Here is a 17988-nt window from a genome sequence, read left to right as displayed (position 1 = left end):
GAAAGGTGTTCTTAACATCACTCTATTTTGTTATTATTCAAACCCAACCGTCATCGTCTCTGGATTTGAGCCGACGCGCTCGTTATTGTTTAATGCATTGATTTTTTCCATGTGTTCTTGAGAAAGCTCGAAGTCAAAAATGTCTGCATTTTGTTTAATGCGTTCTTCATTGATTGATTTTGGAATCGTTACGACGCCGCTTTGCAGATCCCAGCGCAGGATGACCTGAGCAACAGATTTGTTGTAGCGTGTAGCAATGTCCTTCAATACGTCATGATCTAGCAGCTTCCCTTGCATAAGAGGCGACCACGCTTCAATTTGAATGCCTTTTTCCTTTGCGTATTGACGCAGTTCGACAAGCGTCAGTTTTGGATGAAACTCGACTTGGTTCACAGCTGGGACAACCTCGGCATCTTTTAACAGCTCTTCTAAATGCTGAATGTAGAAATTGCTGACACCAATCGCTCTGACCTTTCCATCTTTATAAAGCTTCTCAAGCGCACGCCATGTGTCTTTAAATGTATCTGCATTTGGACCAGGCCAATGAATTAAATAGAGGTCTAAGTAATCAAGACCTAGCCGATTTAAGCTTGCGTCGAATGCAGCGAGCGCCTTGTCATAGCCTTGATCTGTGTTCCATACTTTAGACGTAATGAACAATTCTTCTCGTTTCACACCAGATTCTTTAATGGCTTTCCCTACGCCTGTCTCATTTTTATAAACGGCAGCCGTATCAATACTGCGATATCCGTTACGTATGGCTGCTTTTACGGCATCTACGACTTGATTGCCGTCCTCCACTTTGAATACACCTAAACCAAACCAAGGCATTTCCACTCCGTTATTCAGTGTTACGGTATCATTCAAGCTTTTGACCATTTTAACAACCACCTTTTTTATAGATTCCATCTTTTTCATTATCTCATGTTGCGCTGCAAAACTCTATTATCAGGCGTTTCTCTTAACTTCGATGGCTAAAAATAAAGCGCCTGTCATGCCAGCCTTGTCCTCAAGTCCCGGGGAGACAATGTATGTATCAAGCGGCGGCAGGTCTACATAATCATTTACATAGGCAGCAAGCTTCTTTCGAATCAGCGGAAATAGCTGCTTTTGCTTCATGACGCCTCCGCCCATAATGATGCGCTCTGGGCTTAATATGAGCGTGTATTGCATCAATGCCTGTGCCAAATAATCCGCTTCAAGTGCCCAAACCGATTCTTCCTGGGTAAGCTCTTTGGCTGGTTTTCCCCATCGTTTCTCAATCGCTGGTCCAGCGGCCAGTCCTTCTAAACAAGAACCGTGCGCCGGGCAGACACCTGCAAACGGGTCTGATTCATGCTGCCTGACAAGAATATGTCCCATCTCTGGATGTGAATACCCATGAAGAAGCTCATTTTTCACAACAGCTCCGGCACCAATCCCCGTTCCGACCGTCATATACATACAGCTGCTGAGCCCTTTGGCTGCCCCTTTTGTTAATTCACCTAGTGCTGCCGCATTCACATCTGTTGTAAAGGGCACAGGGACACCTAATTGCTTTTCAAGTTCTGGGATGAACGGGTAATGCTTCCACTCCACTTTCGGCGTGTTCATGATATAACCGTAAGAAGGATCGTCCTTTTGGACACAAATCGGTCCAAAGGAGCCGACTCCTAATGCTTCAATTTCATGTTGTTGAAAAAAAGGAATGAGCTTTTGTAATGTTTTTTCCGGATGCTCTGTAGGAATCGTCCATTCCTCTACAATTTCCCCATGCTCATTGCCAATCGCACAACAAAACTTTGTACCACCAGCTTCAATTGCTCCATAATACGCCATCATTGATCTCCCCCTGCTCGTTCTCTTTCTTCATCATAAAACATGGGGGAGGAGATGACAACATCACGTATTGGTTAGCAAGACTGCTTCCATATCATTGATATACTCCCTTAAATGATGGGCAATATCACGATTGATTTCACCATTTTCATATAAGGTTTGAATTTCATTTCGAATCGTTTGTACAGCTTGGAAGTTGAGCTCCTTTTTCTTTCTGTCAAAGGCAATATCCTTTTGCTGAAAGAAAGATGGACTGTGCTCACAGCGGAAAATCACTTGATTGTAAAAACCAATGACTTGATGACAGGTCTGTTTATTTTCATCTGTCATATGCTGTTTGATCGAATCCACTGCAGCTTCGGCGGTTTTCTTACGGATTTGTTTGTACGATTCCTCGTTTCCTAAAATGCCCTTTGAACCGCGCTCATCCGGCCGCCATAATTGGAGCCATTGGAGCAAGCGCAGAAACTTCACTTTTGAAAAACGAATTTTGAAGGAGTTTGAATAGAGCATTTCCAGCTCATGAAATCTCTCTTGCAGCTCATACGCTTCTTCTTTGTCAATTTTCTCTTCCTCAATGAGCTGCTGAAGTTTCATCTGCTCGGCTTTAATGCCGTGCAGCCTGATTTTTCTCTCTTGTTTTCTCATCCCGAACTGGTACGGTTCACGCTGGATATTCCTTAGCTTCATTCGGTAATCATTGATGAGTGCAAGGGACACTTCCCTGTTCTCCTCATTCATTCCTTCTTTTAAGGTTTTAATGGCACTTCTCAGCAGCTTCCGTTTGGCATGCTGAATCTTTGTATCCAAGTCCACGTCGATCTGCTTGTCTTTTTTCTCAGATAAAATAGGGAGTAACACACTAGCTAAAATGAGTGTACATAAGATGACGCCTGCTGCCAGAAAAATAATCAAATGCCGCTCTGGAAAGGGTGAACCGTCCGCAAGTGTAAATGGGATGGAGAAGGCACCGGCTAATGTGACAGCCCCACGAACACCAGAGAATGTCATCAGCATCGAGGCGCGAAGCTTCGGTTTTTTCACATTCTGCTTTTTCGTCACACTCCAGTTACCTGCCCAGAACAGCCATACCCATAAGAACCTGAGCACCATCAGACACGACGTAATGATTAAGATATAACTGATGACCTGCATATTGTTAAATGCTTCATCCTGGAAAATGACTTTGGACACATCCGGAATCTGCAATCCAAGTAAAACGAATACAAGGCCGTTTAAAATAAATAAAATAATATTCCATGTGTTTGAAGAAGCAATTTGTAGTTTGGCTAAATTCGCTTCCATTCGATCTTGCTCAATGGCATGCGTCACACCACCAGCAACAACCGCTAAAATGCCGGAAACACCAATTTCTTCAGCTGCTAAATAGATGACAAATGGCGTGAGGATTTGCAGGATGATGTGCATCGTGACATCGTCCATTCCTAAACGGCGGAGAAAATAGCGAAAACGAATGATAAAAAAGGATAGAATAAATCCGGTCAATAAACCACCAGCGGCAATCAGAACAAAGCTAAAGGATGCCTCAGCAATCGAAAAGGCCCCAGTAACCGTTGCGGCAATGGCAAATTTAAAGGCGACAAGTCCTGACGCATCGTTCATCAGCCCTTCGCCTTCCAGCAGCCTCATGATGCCTTTTGGCATATTGACACGGCTGGATAAGGCACTCACTGCGACCACATCTGTCGGTGATAGTATCGCTGCAAGCGCAAATGCGGCTGGAAGCGGTATACTTGGAATCATCCAATGAATGGTATATCCCGCTACGATGACTGTCGCAAACACTAAGCCAAGCGCTAAAAGGAGAATCGGTGCTCTTAATTTCCATAGCTCATCCCTTGGGGTACGCTTCCCGTCATTAAATAATAACGGCGCAATGAATAACACGAAAAACAGCTCAGGATTTAAAGAAATATGTAAACCTGAAGGAAAAGCGGCCACCAAAATGCCTAAGCCCACTTGAATTAATGGGACCGGAATAAAGGGTACAAAACGATTGATAATATTAGATGATGCAATAAGTGCCAGTAATACGAGCACTGCCAAAAAAATCTCCACTAGTACATGTCCCTCCTAATTTCATTTTTTCGTCAAGTTTTGCTTACATGCAAAGATGTGTTCATTTCATATTGATTCATCCGTCCGATCATAAGTGCTTTTTTAGTATTCCGCAAAAAATAAAACCAAACACATAACAATCCATCTAGGCAAAAAAAGGCTGAATCTAGATATTCAGCCAGCTGACAAAATTTTCATCACATGTATTGTTCCAATGATGAACAAAAGACCCTGCTTTTATTTTACACGAAAACTCCATCATCTGCTGACATCCAGCTCGTAGCAAACAAAATGAGCGCAAAAAAAAGAGCGGAATCGCCCTTTTTCGCTTTACCCTTTATTTAAAAAATAAGACCTAGCGGGAAGCCGCCATTTGAATAAGTAGGAGCAAACCCTGCATACGACAAGGATGAGAAACAGCAGATACAAAGCAAGCTCTCCCTGGGCTAAACCAAGACCTACAAATAAGCCGCCAAGTGCTGCCCATACGGCGTAAATCTCTGCTTTTAGCACAAGTGGCTTTCGCCCTGCCAATAAATCACGCACAATTCCGCCGCCGCTTCCAGTCAAAATGGCTGCCACAATGACCGCACTGAGCGGAAGCTCTCTTTGCACAGCAAATAATGCGCCTTGAATCGCAAACGCTGCTAATCCGATCGCATCCGAGAAATTCCCCCATGTACTCCAATGCTTGAGCAAGAGCTTTGGAAATAGAAACACAATCGTAATGGACACGAGTGCAATCGTAAACATCTTCCCCTGTGACCATAAAGCAGACACCGGGAGACCGATTAATAGATTACGAATCGCTCCACCGCCAAATGCGGTCACAATCCCTAAAATGTACACACCAAGAATATCGTACTCTTCCTCCATTGCCACAATCGCACCACTAATGGCGAATGCGATAATGCCAATGATACTTAAGACTTCCCATGCCATTTTCCGCTTATCTCCTTACCATGATCTGATCATCTAACACTCTCCCCTTAATGTATATCTGACACAGGCGAAAAGCAATACAAATTTTCTTTAAATTTTATCTTTTTGCAAAAATAAAAAATAGCCCGCTTGAACGCAGGCTACCCTCTCAATCTTCTTTTGCATTTAACAGCAACATACTGATGATGATGAGAATAAATGCAATAAGTGCTAAGAGTGGAATGGTGATAAAACCAAACCAATTTAGATAATCAAAGGAACAAGGAATGCCGCTCAGGCAAGGGCGAATTGATGCAAAGCCTGGTATCTTTTGTTCCATATAATGATAGATGGAAAAACAAGCACCAATCACAGCCAAAGGCAGGACGTAATATTTCACTTTGACATCACCGCGGAATGTAGCGATTCCAAGTAAAAGCACGAGCGGGTACATGAAAATGCGCTGAAACCAGCACAGGTCGCATGGAATAAACTTCTTTACTTCACTTAAATACAGGCTGCTCATCGTCGCAACGATAGAGACAATCCAAGCACTGTATAAGTAAACTAACTTATTTTTCATGATTTTTTCCCTTTAAGCTCTTGATCAATTAATTCTTTGATTTCATCATAGTCATAGAAGTTTTGGACTTGTTTATTGTTAATGAAGATCGTTGGTGTTGCATTGACTTTGAATTCATTCACAAGCTGATCGTCTGTGTTCAGCTGAGATTGATACGTTTTCTTGGAAAGGTTGTCTTTCAGCTTGTCCGTATCAATTTTTGTTGTCTTCTTCGCTAGTTCCGTCAGCTTAGCAGGTGTCACCCATTCAGCTTCACTATCTGGCTGTGCTTGATAGACCGCTTCATGAAATGCCCAGAAGTTTTTTGGATCCTCTTTCCACACTTCTTCAGAAGCTAGTGCTGCTAACACTGCGCCATCTCCATGAACAGGCAGTGGTAAGTTAATAAATGAAAAGGATACATCGCCTTTATCTATGTAGTCTGCTTTCAGTTTTGGGAAAATGTCTGTTTCAAATGATTTACATGATGGACATTTGTAGTCCCCAAACTCGACGATTTGCACCGCTGCGTTTTTGTCTCCCATGACAGGCTGCCCTTTAATAGAAGGCTTACTGTCCACTGTTTGTGCTTCTTTGCTGTTATTGCCTCCAATCACAACGAAAATACCGATGAGAAGAGCTGCAATGATGGTTAAAATGACAGCAAATTTAATGGATGAAGATTGATTATTTTTTTTACTCACAAAAGCACCTACCTTATCTTTTTCATTCCTTAAAAAAGAAAAAGGATAATAGCTTAGAAAAATGCCATTATCCAACTTCTTCTATTTTAACAAGAGGGGGTCCATTATGAAAGATGGTATTCATGAATTTTTCCTTACAATTTTATTTCATGACCCTCATCGCATTTAAAACAGCGAGTACCGTTACACCGACATCCGAGAAAACGGCTTCCCACATGGTCGCAATACCGAAGGCACCAAGTAATAGGAACACGCCTTTGACCCCAAGAGCAAACGCAATATTTTGCCATACAATCCTTCTTGTTCGTTTAGCAACAGCAATGGCTTCTGCAACTTTTGACGGCTGGTCTGTCATGATGACGACATCAGCCGCTTCTACAGCTGCATCTGATCCAAGTCCGCCCATCGCAATCCCTATGTCTGCTCTTGCTAATACCGGTGTATCATTAATGCCGTCCCCAACAAACAATAATTTTTCGTGAGGGGCTTTTTTCTGATCAATGTCTTCTAATTTCGTTACTTTGTCCTGCGGCAATAATTCTGCATGCACTTCATCAATGCCAATTTGCTGTGCGACCGCTGTTCCAACTTGCTTAGAATCACCAGTGAGCATCACTGTTTGAATCCCAGATGCTTTTAAAGCAGAGATCGCTTCAATTGCATCATCCTTTAATTCATCTGCAATCAAAATAGATCCGGCAAACTCACCATTAATGGCCATGTATACAACGGTTCCGCTTCGTTTTTCTTTTTCATACGTAATGCCTTCTCGTTCCATCAGGCGATGATTTCCCGCTAAAACATGGGAACCGCTGATTGTGGCTTTAATGCCATGTCCTGCAATGTCCTCATATGCTTCAATCTGGCTCTCATCAAGCGGCGAGCCGTATGCAGCCTTAATCGATTCAGCAATAGGATGAGAGGAATGCGCTTCTGCTAAAGCCGCAAAAGAAAGCAGCTGCTCTTCTGACCATTTGTCGCTAGTTGTCACGATATTGGTCACCGTGAAATTCCCTTTTGTGAGGGTGCCTGTTTTATCAAACACAGCATAGCGTACAGAGTTCAGCGCTTCAAGATAGTTACTGCCTTTCACTAAGATGCCTCGTTTAGAAGCTGCACCGATTCCACCGAAGAAACCTAACGGGATAGAGACAACCAGTGCACAAGGACAAGAGATCACGAGAAAGACAAGCGCCCGGTACACCCAGTCAGACAATTGTGCTGATGGAATGAAAAGCGGCGGCACAAAAGCAAGCAATAATGCTAATACAACGACAGCCGGTGTGTAGTATTTTGCAAACTTTGTGATAAAGTTTTCTGTCTGTGCTTTTCGGCTACTCGCATTCTCAACCAAATCTAAAATCTTCGACACCGCTGATTCGCTTAGCTCTTTTTGTACTTCAATGTCAAGAATTCCATTTTGATTCACAAATCCTGCGAGAACCTCATTCCCTGCTTCTACATCTCGAGGAACAGATTCCCCTGTTAATGCAGAGGTATCCACAAGTGAATAACCTTCAATAACAAGTCCGTCCAGCGGAATTTTCTCACCTGGCTTAACAACGATGCGGTCACCCGCCTTTACTTCCTCCGGCTTCACTTTTTTCGTTTCATGTCCTACTTTGAGATTCGCATATTCAGGGCGAATATTCATTAATTCACTAATTGATCGTCTTGAACGGTTCACTGCCGCCCCTTGGAAAAGCTCTCCAATTTGGTAAAACAGCATGACAGCCAGTGCCTCTGGATATTGCTGAATAACAAATGCCCCAACCGTTGCAATGGTCATTAAGAAATTCTCATCAAATACTTGACCGCGTACAATATTTTTCAGCGCTTTAAAGACGACATCACCGCCGACTAGTAAATACGCTGCGAAAAACATGATGAATTTCAATAAACCATCTTCAGGTATAAAATAAGCTGCTGTTCCAATGACGGCACCGCCAATTAATTTCAGCACAATCGTTTTTAAATTCTTCGTCCCATGATCATGATCGTGGTGATGTCCTTCTTCTTTTGGTGATACACTCACATGAGGTTCAATGGATTGAACGGTTTTTTCAATACGCTTTGACATCGTTTCTTGCTTATCTGCATGTGTGACCGTCAATGTGCCTGTCGCAAAGTTAACGGAGCAAGCTTCAACGCCATCCATTTTACTGACACCTGTTTCGATTTTACGTGCACAGTTTCCACAATCAAGACCGCTTAATACGTATTCATCCTTCATCTTTTTCATGTTCTCACCTTTTTCTATATAAGTAGCCTTCCCTGATTCAATCAAACCTATCAGCCGCTGTAGATATTATATATGAGCATATATTCATATATTGAATTACCCTTATTATATGCGGAGTTCTGATCAACTGTCAATGATTTATAAACAAATGGTTTGTTTTTTTGTGCCTGTTCGGGTCACTTGGATTTTCAATAAACCAAGCTCATGTCCCCCGCTCCTTGCATAACATAAAAACAATCGTTTGTGCTTTGATGAGATGAGTTCATCATTTCTCTTTACAAATGAGGGACATACGCTTAAAATAAAATAAAATTTTCCCTAAGGAAACAAAATGGCATTAGCGAATCATTTCATCCTTTAGTCAAAATTATTTAGTTTATGCATATATCTTTAGGAAACGCAATGATGATTGAAAGGGGCCGCAAGAGATGTCAAATGCTTTAACAATCGACCGTCTTCATGTCTCATATCACGGACAGGATGCATTAGAGAACATCTCTCTTTCCATACAGAAAGGGACGATGACAGGAATCATTGGTCCAAATGGTGCCGGTAAATCGACTTTACTCAAGGCATGTTTGGATTTAATTGAAAAAGATCAAGGGGATATTCACTTTTTTGAACAGCCCTTTAAACAAGTCAGAAAACAGATTGCCTACGTACCGCAGAGAAATGACCTAGACTGGACATTTCCTATTCATGTGCTGGATACCGTTCTACTGGGAACATATCCGAAGCTCGGCCTAATGAAACGACCGAAAAAAGAAGACCGGGCCTATGCATACCATTGCTTAGAAAAGGTCGGGATGCAGGACTTTGCCAAAAGACAGATCGGTGAATTATCCGGCGGCCAGCAGCAGCGTGTCTTTCTTGCAAGAGCACTTGCGCAAAACGCACAGCTCTTTTGTTTAGATGAACCATTTGTCGGAATTGATATGGCAAGTGAAGAAACGATGATTCGCATTTTGAAGGAATTACGAGATGAAGGGAAAACCATTCTAGTCGTCCACCACGATTTAAGTAAAGCTGATGATTACTTCAGCCACCTCGTTCTTTTAAATAAAAAACTGATCAAAGCAGGACCTGTACACGACATCCTGCGTCCAGAGGTGATGCTAAAGGCGTATGAAACGCAGCTACCATTCTTAAAAACAGCAGGAGGAGACGTGTAATGGAATTCTTAACCGGACTCTTTGAGTATGCGTTTTTACAAAAAGCGTTATTTACATCCGTCATGGTAGGCATCATTTGCGGCGTCATCGGCTGCTTTATCATTTTACGCGGCATGGCTCTAATGGGAGATGCTATTTCACACGCCGTGCTGCCTGGTGTTGCCATCTCTTATATGCTAGGGATTAACTTTTTCTTCGGGGCCGTCTTAACGGGTGTGCTAACAGCGATAGGCATCGGATACGTGAGTCAAAACAGCCGCATTAAAAATGACTCTGCCATTGGCATTGTCTTCACCGCCTTTTTTTCAATCGGGATCATTTTAATTACATTTTTGAAAAGTTCCAGTGATTTATATCATATCTTGTTTGGAAACGTACTAGCTGTTCGTTCATCTGATATGTGGATTACGCTTGGAATCGGCATTTTTATTTTACTGGCCGTCATCGTGTTCTATAAAGAACTGCTCATTAGTTCATTTGATCCGGTCATTTCTTCTGTTTACGGTTTACCCAATCGAATGATCCATTATTTTCTCATGACCTTATTGACCCTTGTGACCGTTGCGTCGCTGCAAACCGTAGGGATTATTCTTGTCGTGGCCATGCTAATCACACCGGCTGCTACCGCTTATCTCTTGACAGACCGGCTATGGATCATGATTTATTTATCTGCTTTTTTCGGTGCTGTTTCTGCCATCGTGGGACTTGGGCTAAGTTTTACGTATAACTTGTCGTCTGGTGCTTCCATCGTGCTGGTTGCGACCATTTTATTCGGCAGTGCCTTTATCTTTTCACCAAAGCAAGGCATTTTATGGAGATCATTAAAATCAAAACGAAAACGAACGCAGTTAAAAAAGGAAGCGTCGATGTAAAAGGAGGACCTATATGAAGAAGGTATTTGCAATCCGTTTGACCGCAGTATTCATTGCCCTTATGGTGATCGCAGGCTGTTCTACTAAGCAAAATCATTCAGGCAAAGAGGATGGCAAATTGAAAGTTGTCACGACCTATTCCATTCTTTATGACATTGTGAAGGAAATAGGCAGGCAGCATGTCTCTATTCACAGCATTGTTCCTATTGGTACAGACCCACATGAATTTGACCCACTGCCAAAGGATGTTCAGCACACGACGGATGCAGACCTTGTTCTATATAATGGTTTAAATCTTGAAACAGGGAACGGCTGGTTTCAAAAGCTACTTGAATCAAGCGGCAAGGATGGAGATAAGGCACCGGTAGCTGAGCTGAGCAAGGGTGTGAAAGTGAAACATTTATCGTCTAAAGGGCTGGAAAGCCAGCAGGACCCCCACGCATGGCTGAATGTCGAAAATGGGATTCTTTATGCCCAAAATGCCCGAGATGCGCTCATTGAAGCAGACCCCGAGCATAAAGAAGATTACGAAAAAAATGCAGCCGCCTACATCAAGAAGCTTCAAGCTCTTCATGATGAGGCAAAAGACAAGTTTGATCAGCTTCCAAAGGACAAAAAGCTCCTTGTCACAAGTGAGGGGGCATTCAAGTATTTTGCAGATGCGTATGGACTGAAAGCGGGCTACATTTGGGAGATCAATACAGAAAGCGAAGGAACACCTGGGCAAATGAAGCGTATCATTCATTTTGTTAAAGATCATCAAGTGCCTGCTCTCTTCCTTGAAACAAGTGTAGATAAACGCAGCCTTGAAAGCCTTTCTGAAGAAACTGGGGTTCCGATTAAAGGAAAAGTATTCACTGACTCCATTGGAAAGAAAGGTGAAGATGGAGACAGCTACTATCAAATGATGAAGTGGAATATTGACACCATTTACAAGGGATTGTCATCATAAGAAAAGACAGGCGGAGTGAGCGCCTGTCTTTTCTGTTAGCCTGCTATATTTTGCGGATGTTTTTTCGGCCAAATCACATAGCTGATGCTAATGACAAAATCAATAGCTAAAACCATCCCCCACACACCGGCGAGCTGCATCAGTGATTCTGTTCGTTCTGGTGCTTGGATGAGATAGGTGAGCCCCACTAGTAAACCAGCTCCGATGACATAAGAGACGAAATGCCTCGCCCAGCCAACCATTTCATACACAGACCGCTCTTTCCCATACTTTGGTTTTCCCTTTGGCTTCGGTCCTCCTGCAAATCGATAAGCGAAGCGAGCATCTGCCCATTTCACCATTTGATGCCCAAAGGCGAGACTCACACCAATATAAACAGCCGCAAGTCCATGGATGACACTCGCCACCGCCCCTTGCCTTAAATCCATATAAGTAGCCGCAAGAAGGACTACATCCAAAATCGGCGTACAGATCAGGAAGAATGCTCCCCACTTTTTCTGTCTAAACACATAACGCAGCGTTAAACCCATTAGAATAAACAGCCAAAAGCCAATTTCACAAGCCACAATCAATAACCCGATCAATATTCCCACACCCTTTTTAGCACAATTGTATTAAATAAAACTTAACACAGTCGTATTAAAAAAACAATAGCTATGCTAAAATCAATGTATGCCAAAAATCGTCGATCACCAAAAACAAAAACAAAAGGTCGCTCAAGCTGCGATGAGAGTCATTAAACAAGAGGGATTAGAGAATGCGTCTGTACGGAAAATAGCGGTTGAAGCTGGGATTTCTGCCGGCTCTATGCGTCATTACTTTTCCACACAGCAGGAGTTATTTCTGTTCTCTATGAATCTGATTCAGGAAAGAGTGAAGGAGCGAATGACAGAACTTTCATTAAACGGTTCAACTAAAGAAAATGTCCTTACTTTATTGGAGCAGGTCCTTCCACTTGATGAAGAACGAAGATTTGAAATGGAGGTGTGGCAGGCTTTTACGGTCAAATCGCTGACTGAACCCGATTTACAGCAGCTCAATGCAGAAATGTATGACGAGCTTTTCCAAACGGTTCAATTTTGTTTAATGAAATTGAAAGAGGATGGGCTTCTGCTAGATCATATCGATCCTTCACTAGAAACTGAGCGGCTTTATGCGGTCATCAATGGGCTCGCGCTAAATGGCATCTTGCAGCCTCATCGCCTACCGCCTCAGCTCATCCGCTCCGTCCTGCAGATGCACCTGCAATCCATCACAAAAAAAGACATGTCTCCCTAATTGGAGAGCATGTCTTTTTTAATCTTCCATAAAAATACGTTTTGCTTCGTAGTAGAGCACCTGCACAAATTTCTTCACATTGATGCGGGTATGCTCCTCTCTTCCGCTTGACTCTTTTGTCAATTCACTCATTTTCTTTCGCACAATGGTGAAATCGAAAAATTTAGATGCATAGTTTTCAAAGGTTGGATGGGAATAATCTGTTAACCCGAGCGATGCAATGTGTTTCAATGATTGGTTGATCGCACGCCTTACCCGCTGTTCCGCTGCCTTCGCTTCTCTTGCGATGTCTGCTGATGTGTAAGGCTCATTTAATTTATCCTCCGTGATTCCAGTGAAAATAACCTTTAAAGATGGAAAGGAATCGTGCTGATCAGCATGTATCGCTAGATGCTGATCTGTAAAGAGAATCATATCTAATAAATCTTTAGACCCCTTCTCACCGACAATTCCAAGCTCCGCCAGTAAAAATTGACCTGCCTCAGCAAGACTTTTCCCCCGCTGCTTCGTTTTCGTCTGGCCTCGCTGCTGGAACTGCATCACCGATTTGAGCGAATGCTGAATATTTTCAATTGAATGCTCTAAATGAAGACGTTCAATCATAAGGTGGAGCACACTTAATACCTCTACACGATTGATCGGCTTTGTCACATAATACTCGACGCCAAGCGTATAGGCCTGTCCGATTAATTCCTTTGTTTCTACCTGTGACAGCATTAAGTATTTCCCATGAAATTCATCCTTAATGGCTCGAATCGTTTCAAGACCATCTCTTTCCGGCATCAGAAGGTCAATACATAAGATATCAATATGTAAATCGTTTAAGTAGCTGGCTGTTAATTCCGCGCCATCCTCTGCTTCCCCAGCCACAATGCCAAGCTCTTCATCTTCAATGAGCTGAGCCAGTGAAGAACGAACAGCTTCATCATCATCGACAATAAAAAATCTCATCTCCCAATCCCCTCTTTTCGACTGACTTGATCAACTGGTATCGTTAATGTAAACATCGTTTGTTGATTTGGAACACTCTTCATCTCAACATTTCCGCCAAGCTTCTCCGCTGTGTCCTTCACATAGGAAAGACCAATGCCGCTTGATGGATTCCCAGCCTGGTCGTATTTTAAAGTGAAACCTGGTTTAAAAATGACATGATGATTGCGCTCTTTAATGCCAGGCCCGTTGTCACTAATTTGAAAGATGACATCTTTCCCTTCCCGCGAAATGAATAGTGACACATCTCCATTAACTGGAATGGCTTCAACGGCATTGGATACAATGTTATTTAACAAAGATAGAATGGTATACACATGATAGGCGGGATGCTGCCCATCTTCATCATAATGAAAGACAATGTTTTTTTTAAGTGATTCTGCATAATTTTCATGGATGCGAATCACAAGCCCAGCGATATGGGCAGGACTGGCATAATCCTGAAAATTTTCCTCATGAATCAGCTTTGATAGAGCAGAAAAAATCCGCTGGTTATCCTTTTTGATTTCATGCACCTCTCCTGCAATTTGCAGGGCTGTTTTTCCGAGCTTTTTCAAATCTAATGTTTCTGCATCCTTTGCGTGGTGAAGGGATTGATACAATTGATAGGATGTCGCTGTAATGTGCTCAGCATGTGCAAGTGTCTTATGAAAGTATGTAGATTCCGTGTAGAGATTTGACAGCAGCATGAGCAGATGTTCCTTTTCCTTTTTCATCTGACGCTCTCTCGCCTGCTCTTCGTACAGCCGAATCATTGTATAACAAGCCAATACGAAAAAGCTTCTGAAAATCGCCAAAACAAATAGCTGAAATAGCGTCCGAATGGTTAAAATTTCATCAATGGTCCCCCGAAGCGCAACCATCTCAACAATGCTCGCACACAGTTCCATGATGATGCCTGTCGCTCCAATCAGCCAAGGCCTATCGCGGAAACGTCTGACCTGTAATAAATAAAAAAGTGTACCATAGACGATATAATAAAGCAGGGAAGGAAACCTTAATGAAACCGCCTCTTCCAGCGGCAGATGGCCTGTTACTGCTGTATCAAGCAGCACACGAAACGCAAAAACAGATCCCCCTGCAATAATGCCGCTTACCCATGCCGGGAACTTTTTCATTTGAAGCAGGATAAAGAAAAAGACAACGGTTCCAAAGCTGACGCGGAAGCTGTCCTCAAACGGATAAAATTTCAGCTCTCCGCCAATCGGTGTCAGTACAATGAGCATCACAATTAAATAAGGCTCTGTATTCAGCCATTTTTTCAGTAGATTCAAACGCAGTCACATCCCTAATAATTGACGATAGTATACTATGTGAGCTTGAGAAAAACAAACAGTCCATGAAAAAGCGCACACCGACAAAGTTTCGGTGTGCGCTTCTCATGATGCCGCTTAATCTTCTAAACGATCCTTTTCTAAAAGTGATGCGCCAGCAATACCTGGTTTCGTCATTTCAAAAGGATTTAAGATGATATCAAGCTCTTCCTCTGATAACACATCATTTTGCAGACAAAGCTCACGTACAGATACGCCTGTAAGAATCGCTTCTCTGGCAATTCGTGCAGCAGCTTCATAACCAATATGCGGATTGACCGCCGTCATGACACCAGCACTCTTTTCTACATATTCTTTTAATCTAGATTCATCTGCTTTTAGGTCACGCAAGCAGTTGTCTACGAAGGACTCAAATACATTCTTCATAATGCTGAGAGATTGAAGCAGGTTGAACACAAGGACTGGTTCCATCACGTTCAGCTCAAGCTGACCAGCCTCTGATGCAAGGCAGATCGTGTGATCATTCCCGATGACTTGGAACGCCACTTGGTTCATCACCTCCGGCATAACTGGGTTGACTTTCCCAGGCATGATGGAAGAACCTGGCTGTCTCGGCTGCAAATGAAGCTCACCAAAGCCTGCTCTTGGACCTGAAGCCATTAAACGAATATCGTTCGCCATTTTAGACATATTCATCATACATACTTTAAGGGCAGCTGACACTTCTGTATAAGCATCCGTGTTTTGCGTTGCATCAACTAAGTCTTCAGCTCCAACTAATGGCAATCCACTGATATCAGCTAGATAGCCGACCACCTGGCGAATGTATTTAGGATCTGCATTTAGTCCAGTTCCGACTGCTGTTGCACCCATATTGACTTCATATAAATGCTGTCTCGACTGCTTGATGCGTTTAATATCACGAGCAAGAACCTTTGCATAGGCACTAAACTCTTGACCAAGTCTGATTGGAACAGCGTCCTGCAGATGCGTACGTCCCATTTTGATGACGTGATCAAATTCCTGTGCTTTTTCAGTCATGACTTGATGCATGTTTTCCATCGTATAAAGTAACTTTTCAATCATATTCAATGTCGAAATATGAATCGCTGTTGGGAAAACGTCGTTTGTTGACTGCGACATGTTCACATGCGTATTTGGACTAAGCTCAGTATAAGCGCCTTTTTCCTTTCCTAGTAATTCAAGCGCTCTGTTTGCAATGACTTCATTGGCATTCATATTCATTGAAGTGCCAGCCCCGCCTTGAATTGGATCGACAATAAATTGGTTGTTCCATTTTCCTTCGATGACCTCATCTGCGGCTTGAACAATTTTTTCTCCAAGTCCAGCATAAAGTCGCTGTGTATCCATATTTGCAAGTGCGGCTGCCTTTTTGACAATCCCTAATGCTTTGATGAGTTCCTCATGAATACGGTAGCCTGTAATTGGAAAGTTCTCCACTGCACGTAATGTTTGAATTCCGTAATATGCTTGAGTGTCTACTTCCTTTTCACCTAGAAAGTCTCGTTCGATTCGAACTTGCTTATCCTGTAGCTTCGTCATTTGAAAAGATCTCCTTTTTACGCTGCTTTTGTTTGTTGCTTTAGTTCCTCAATATACTTTTTCGATTTCTCTTGATCAAATACTTTTTCCCACTTAGACATGACAATGGCTGCAAGTGAGTTACCAAATACGTTGACTGTTGTACGAACCATATCAAGAATACGGTCGATCCCAACGATGAAGGCAAGTCCTTCAAGTGGAAGTCCCATTGCACCAAGTGTTGTGATGACAACAACGATCGATGCACCTGGTACACCAGCCATTCCTTTTGAAGTGAGCATTAAGATGAATAGTAACGTAATTTGCTCATAAATGGAAAGCGGCATGCCGTACATTTGTGCAACAAATATGGCGGCAATGGATTGATAGATGGCACTTCCATCTAGGTTAAAGGTGTAGCCTGTTGGGATAACGAACGACGTGATCGCTTTCGGGCAGCCGAATTTCTCCATTTTGTCCATTAATCTAGGCAGTACAGCTTCTGAGCTTGCTGTTGAGAATGCAAGAATGATTTCTTCTTTTAGCACTCTAAATAGTGTAAAGACGCTTGTTCCAGCTAATTTTGCGATAATGCCAAGTACGACAATAACGAAGAATGCCATTGTACCGTAAACGACAAGTACCAGTTTACCTAGCGGGAGAAGCGCTCCGACCCCGAATTTGATCACCGTCACACTGATGAGTGCGAATACACCAAATGGTGCAAACTTCATCACTTTATTGGTCACCCAGAACATGGCTTCGAGTATGCCCTCAAAGAACCCTAACACTGGTTTTCCTTTGTCTCCTACTGCGGCAATTCCTAATCCGAATAAAACTGTAAAGAAGATGGTTGGTAATAGATCACCTTCTGCAATGGATTGGAAAACGTTTGTTGGCACAAGGTGCACAATGGTTTCAGAGAAACTAGCTTTTTCGGAAGAAGCCTTAGATGTCTCTTCATATTTAGAGATATCGCCTTTTTCCATGTTGCTCATATCAATTCCTGTACCAGGATGGAAGACGTTTGCTGCAAGCAGACCAACTGCTAAAGCAATCGTTGTGACAATCTCGAAGTAAAGAATCGTTTTCCCACCGAGTCTTCCGATGGTTTTCATATCGCCTACACCAGCTACTGCTACAATCAATGCAGCAATAACAATTGGAAGAACGATCATTTTAATTAAATGGATGAATATATCGCCAATCGGCGTTAACACATTAATAACGGTTTCATTTTGATAAAACAGCGCTCCTACGATAACACCCAGAACAAGTGCAATGAGTATTTGAGAAGCTAACCCTAACTTTTTCATACGTGAACCCCCTTTTTTTGATAACGCTTTCTTTGTTGCTTAATCGCATCTTAACGATGAACCTACAAAAAACGACAAAAAGGAACAAAAACAAATGAATTTTTTATGAAAAATGTTTAAAAAGGTGGGTTTATCCACAAAATTGTAAAAAAAAGACTTCGCTTTTGGCGAAGTCTTAGATTATTGACAAAGGGCTAAAATGTTGTTTATTTTAGCCCTTTGTCTTCTTTTCAGCGTGAATGAAAACCTTTGAAGTCTAGGAAGGA

Annotated in this window: 16 protein-coding genes; 4 read left to right on the top strand and 12 right to left on the bottom strand. The window is 42.4% G+C overall.

Features of this window, described 5'->3' with window-relative positions; translation table 11 throughout:
• Window positions 1–33 precede the first annotated feature (33 nt).
• The 7 genes from IEE86_RS06680 to IEE86_RS06650 form a co-directional block, all read right to left on the bottom strand.
• Window positions 34–879 (bottom strand): aldo/keto reductase, encoded by an 846-nt coding sequence (locus tag IEE86_RS06680; protein ID WP_191096497.1) that lies wholly within the window; start codon window positions 877–879, stop codon window positions 34–36.
• 69 nt (window positions 880–948) lie between these two features.
• Entirely contained in the window at window positions 949–1818 is an 870-nt protein-coding gene (locus IEE86_RS06675; protein ID WP_191096496.1) for an ROK family protein, read from the bottom strand.
• Window positions 1819–1881: 63 nt separating this feature from the next.
• Entirely contained in the window at window positions 1882–3897 is a 2016-nt protein-coding gene (locus tag IEE86_RS06670) for a Na+/H+ antiporter (RefSeq protein ID WP_191096495.1), read from the bottom strand.
• A 330-nt stretch (window positions 3898–4227) separates the two neighbouring features.
• Complete coding sequence (locus IEE86_RS06665; RefSeq protein WP_191096494.1) at window positions 4228–4839, bottom strand: trimeric intracellular cation channel family protein; 612 nt, start codon at window positions 4837–4839, stop codon at window positions 4228–4230.
• Between the two features lie 148 nt (window positions 4840–4987).
• Window positions 4988–5401 (bottom strand): disulfide oxidoreductase, encoded by a 414-nt coding sequence (locus IEE86_RS06660; protein WP_099681985.1) that lies wholly within the window; start codon window positions 5399–5401, stop codon window positions 4988–4990.
• On the bottom strand, window positions 5398–6084 hold the full coding sequence (locus IEE86_RS06655) for a DsbA family protein (RefSeq protein WP_191096493.1): 687 nt from the start codon (window positions 6082–6084) through the stop codon (window positions 5398–5400). The genes IEE86_RS06660 and IEE86_RS06655 overlap by 4 nt, the downstream gene beginning before the upstream one ends.
• Window positions 6085–6226: 142 nt before the next feature.
• Window positions 6227–8326, bottom strand: coding sequence for a heavy metal translocating P-type ATPase (locus IEE86_RS06650; RefSeq protein WP_191096492.1), 2100 nt, complete (start codon window positions 8324–8326; stop codon window positions 6227–6229).
• 428 nt (window positions 8327–8754) lie between these two features.
• On the opposite strand from IEE86_RS06650, the gene IEE86_RS06645 reads away from it, so the two are divergent.
• The 3 genes from IEE86_RS06645 to IEE86_RS06635 are packed head-to-tail and all read left to right on the top strand — an operon-like array spanning window position 8755 to window position 11322.
• The gene (locus IEE86_RS06645; RefSeq protein ID WP_191096491.1) at window positions 8755–9498 is read left to right on the top strand and encodes a metal ABC transporter ATP-binding protein; all 744 of its coding nucleotides are present in this window, start codon (window positions 8755–8757) and stop codon (window positions 9496–9498) included.
• Window positions 9498–10370, top strand: coding sequence for a metal ABC transporter permease (locus IEE86_RS06640; RefSeq protein WP_099728513.1), 873 nt, complete (start codon window positions 9498–9500; stop codon window positions 10368–10370). Before IEE86_RS06645 ends, IEE86_RS06640 begins: the two co-directional genes overlap by 1 nt.
• A 13-nt stretch (window positions 10371–10383) precedes the next feature.
• Window positions 10384–11322 (top strand): metal ABC transporter substrate-binding protein, encoded by a 939-nt coding sequence (locus tag IEE86_RS06635; protein WP_191096490.1) that lies wholly within the window; start codon window positions 10384–10386, stop codon window positions 11320–11322.
• A gap of 35 nt (window positions 11323–11357) precedes the next feature.
• Here the strand turns inward: IEE86_RS06635 and IEE86_RS06630 are convergent, their stop codons facing one another.
• Window positions 11358–11906, bottom strand: a complete 549-nt coding sequence (locus IEE86_RS06630; RefSeq protein ID WP_191096489.1) for a hypothetical protein — start codon at window positions 11904–11906, stop codon at window positions 11358–11360.
• 88 nt (window positions 11907–11994) lie between these two features.
• On the opposite strand from IEE86_RS06630, the gene IEE86_RS06625 reads away from it, so the two are divergent.
• Window positions 11995–12600, top strand: a complete 606-nt coding sequence (locus tag IEE86_RS06625) for a TetR/AcrR family transcriptional regulator (protein ID WP_191096488.1) — start codon at window positions 11995–11997, stop codon at window positions 12598–12600.
• An 18-nt stretch (window positions 12601–12618) separates the two neighbouring features.
• On the opposite strand, the gene IEE86_RS06620 is transcribed toward IEE86_RS06625, so the two are convergent.
• The 4 genes from IEE86_RS06620 to IEE86_RS06605 form a co-directional block, all read right to left on the bottom strand.
• Window positions 12619–13551: a response regulator gene (locus tag IEE86_RS06620; protein WP_191096487.1), complete on the bottom strand. Its 933-nt coding sequence runs from the start codon at window positions 13549–13551 to the stop codon at window positions 12619–12621.
• Window positions 13548–14864, bottom strand: a complete 1317-nt coding sequence (locus IEE86_RS06615; protein ID WP_191096486.1) for a sensor histidine kinase — start codon at window positions 14862–14864, stop codon at window positions 13548–13550. Before IEE86_RS06615 ends, IEE86_RS06620 begins: the two co-directional genes overlap by 4 nt.
• Before the next feature lie 117 nt (window positions 14865–14981).
• Complete coding sequence (gene aspA / locus IEE86_RS06610) at window positions 14982–16427, bottom strand: aspartate ammonia-lyase (protein ID WP_191096485.1); 1446 nt, start codon at window positions 16425–16427, stop codon at window positions 14982–14984.
• Window positions 16428–16444: 17 nt separating this feature from the next.
• Complete coding sequence (locus IEE86_RS06605; RefSeq protein ID WP_191096484.1) at window positions 16445–17722, bottom strand: cation:dicarboxylate symporter family transporter; 1278 nt, start codon at window positions 17720–17722, stop codon at window positions 16445–16447.
• Window positions 17723–17988: the final 266 nt, after the last annotated feature.

The organism is Bacillus crepusculi (genome assembly GCF_014764715.1).
In the GTDB taxonomy this organism is placed as follows: Bacteria; Bacillota; Bacilli; order Bacillales; family Bacillaceae; genus Bacillus.
This window is presented reverse-complemented; position numbering and strand designations above follow the sequence as displayed.

What these genes read in the sequence shown, in the direction of transcription:
- IEE86_RS06645 (WP_191096491.1), top strand. Translation starts at nt 8,755, where the DNA reads ATGTCAAATGCTTTAACAATCGACCGTCTTCATGTCTCATATCACGGA.
- IEE86_RS06660 (WP_099681985.1), bottom strand. Translation starts at nt 5,401, where the DNA reads ATGAAAAATAAGTTAGTTTACTTATACAGTGCTTGGATTGTCTCTATC.
- IEE86_RS06635 (WP_191096490.1), top strand. Translation starts at nt 10,384, where the DNA reads ATGAAGAAGGTATTTGCAATCCGTTTGACCGCAGTATTCATTGCCCTT.
- IEE86_RS06605 (WP_191096484.1), bottom strand. Translation starts at nt 17,722, where the DNA reads ATGAAAAAGTTAGGGTTAGCTTCTCAAATACTCATTGCACTTGTTCTG.
- IEE86_RS06625 (WP_191096488.1), top strand. Translation starts at nt 11,995, where the DNA reads ATGCCAAAAATCGTCGATCACCAAAAACAAAAACAAAAGGTCGCTCAA.
- IEE86_RS06620 (WP_191096487.1), bottom strand. Translation starts at nt 13,551, where the DNA reads ATGAGATTTTTTATTGTCGATGATGATGAAGCTGTTCGTTCTTCACTG.
- aspA (WP_191096485.1), bottom strand. Translation starts at nt 16,427, where the DNA reads ATGACGAAGCTACAGGATAAGCAAGTTCGAATCGAACGAGACTTTCTA.
- IEE86_RS06640 (WP_099728513.1), top strand. Translation starts at nt 9,498, where the DNA reads ATGGAATTCTTAACCGGACTCTTTGAGTATGCGTTTTTACAAAAAGCG.
- IEE86_RS06675 (WP_191096496.1), bottom strand. Translation starts at nt 1,818, where the DNA reads ATGGCGTATTATGGAGCAATTGAAGCTGGTGGTACAAAGTTTTGTTGT.
- IEE86_RS06680 (WP_191096497.1), bottom strand. Translation starts at nt 879, where the DNA reads ATGGTCAAAAGCTTGAATGATACCGTAACACTGAATAACGGAGTGGAA.
- IEE86_RS06650 (WP_191096492.1), bottom strand. Translation starts at nt 8,326, where the DNA reads ATGAAAAAGATGAAGGATGAATACGTATTAAGCGGTCTTGATTGTGGA.
- IEE86_RS06665 (WP_191096494.1), bottom strand. Translation starts at nt 4,839, where the DNA reads ATGGCATGGGAAGTCTTAAGTATCATTGGCATTATCGCATTCGCCATT.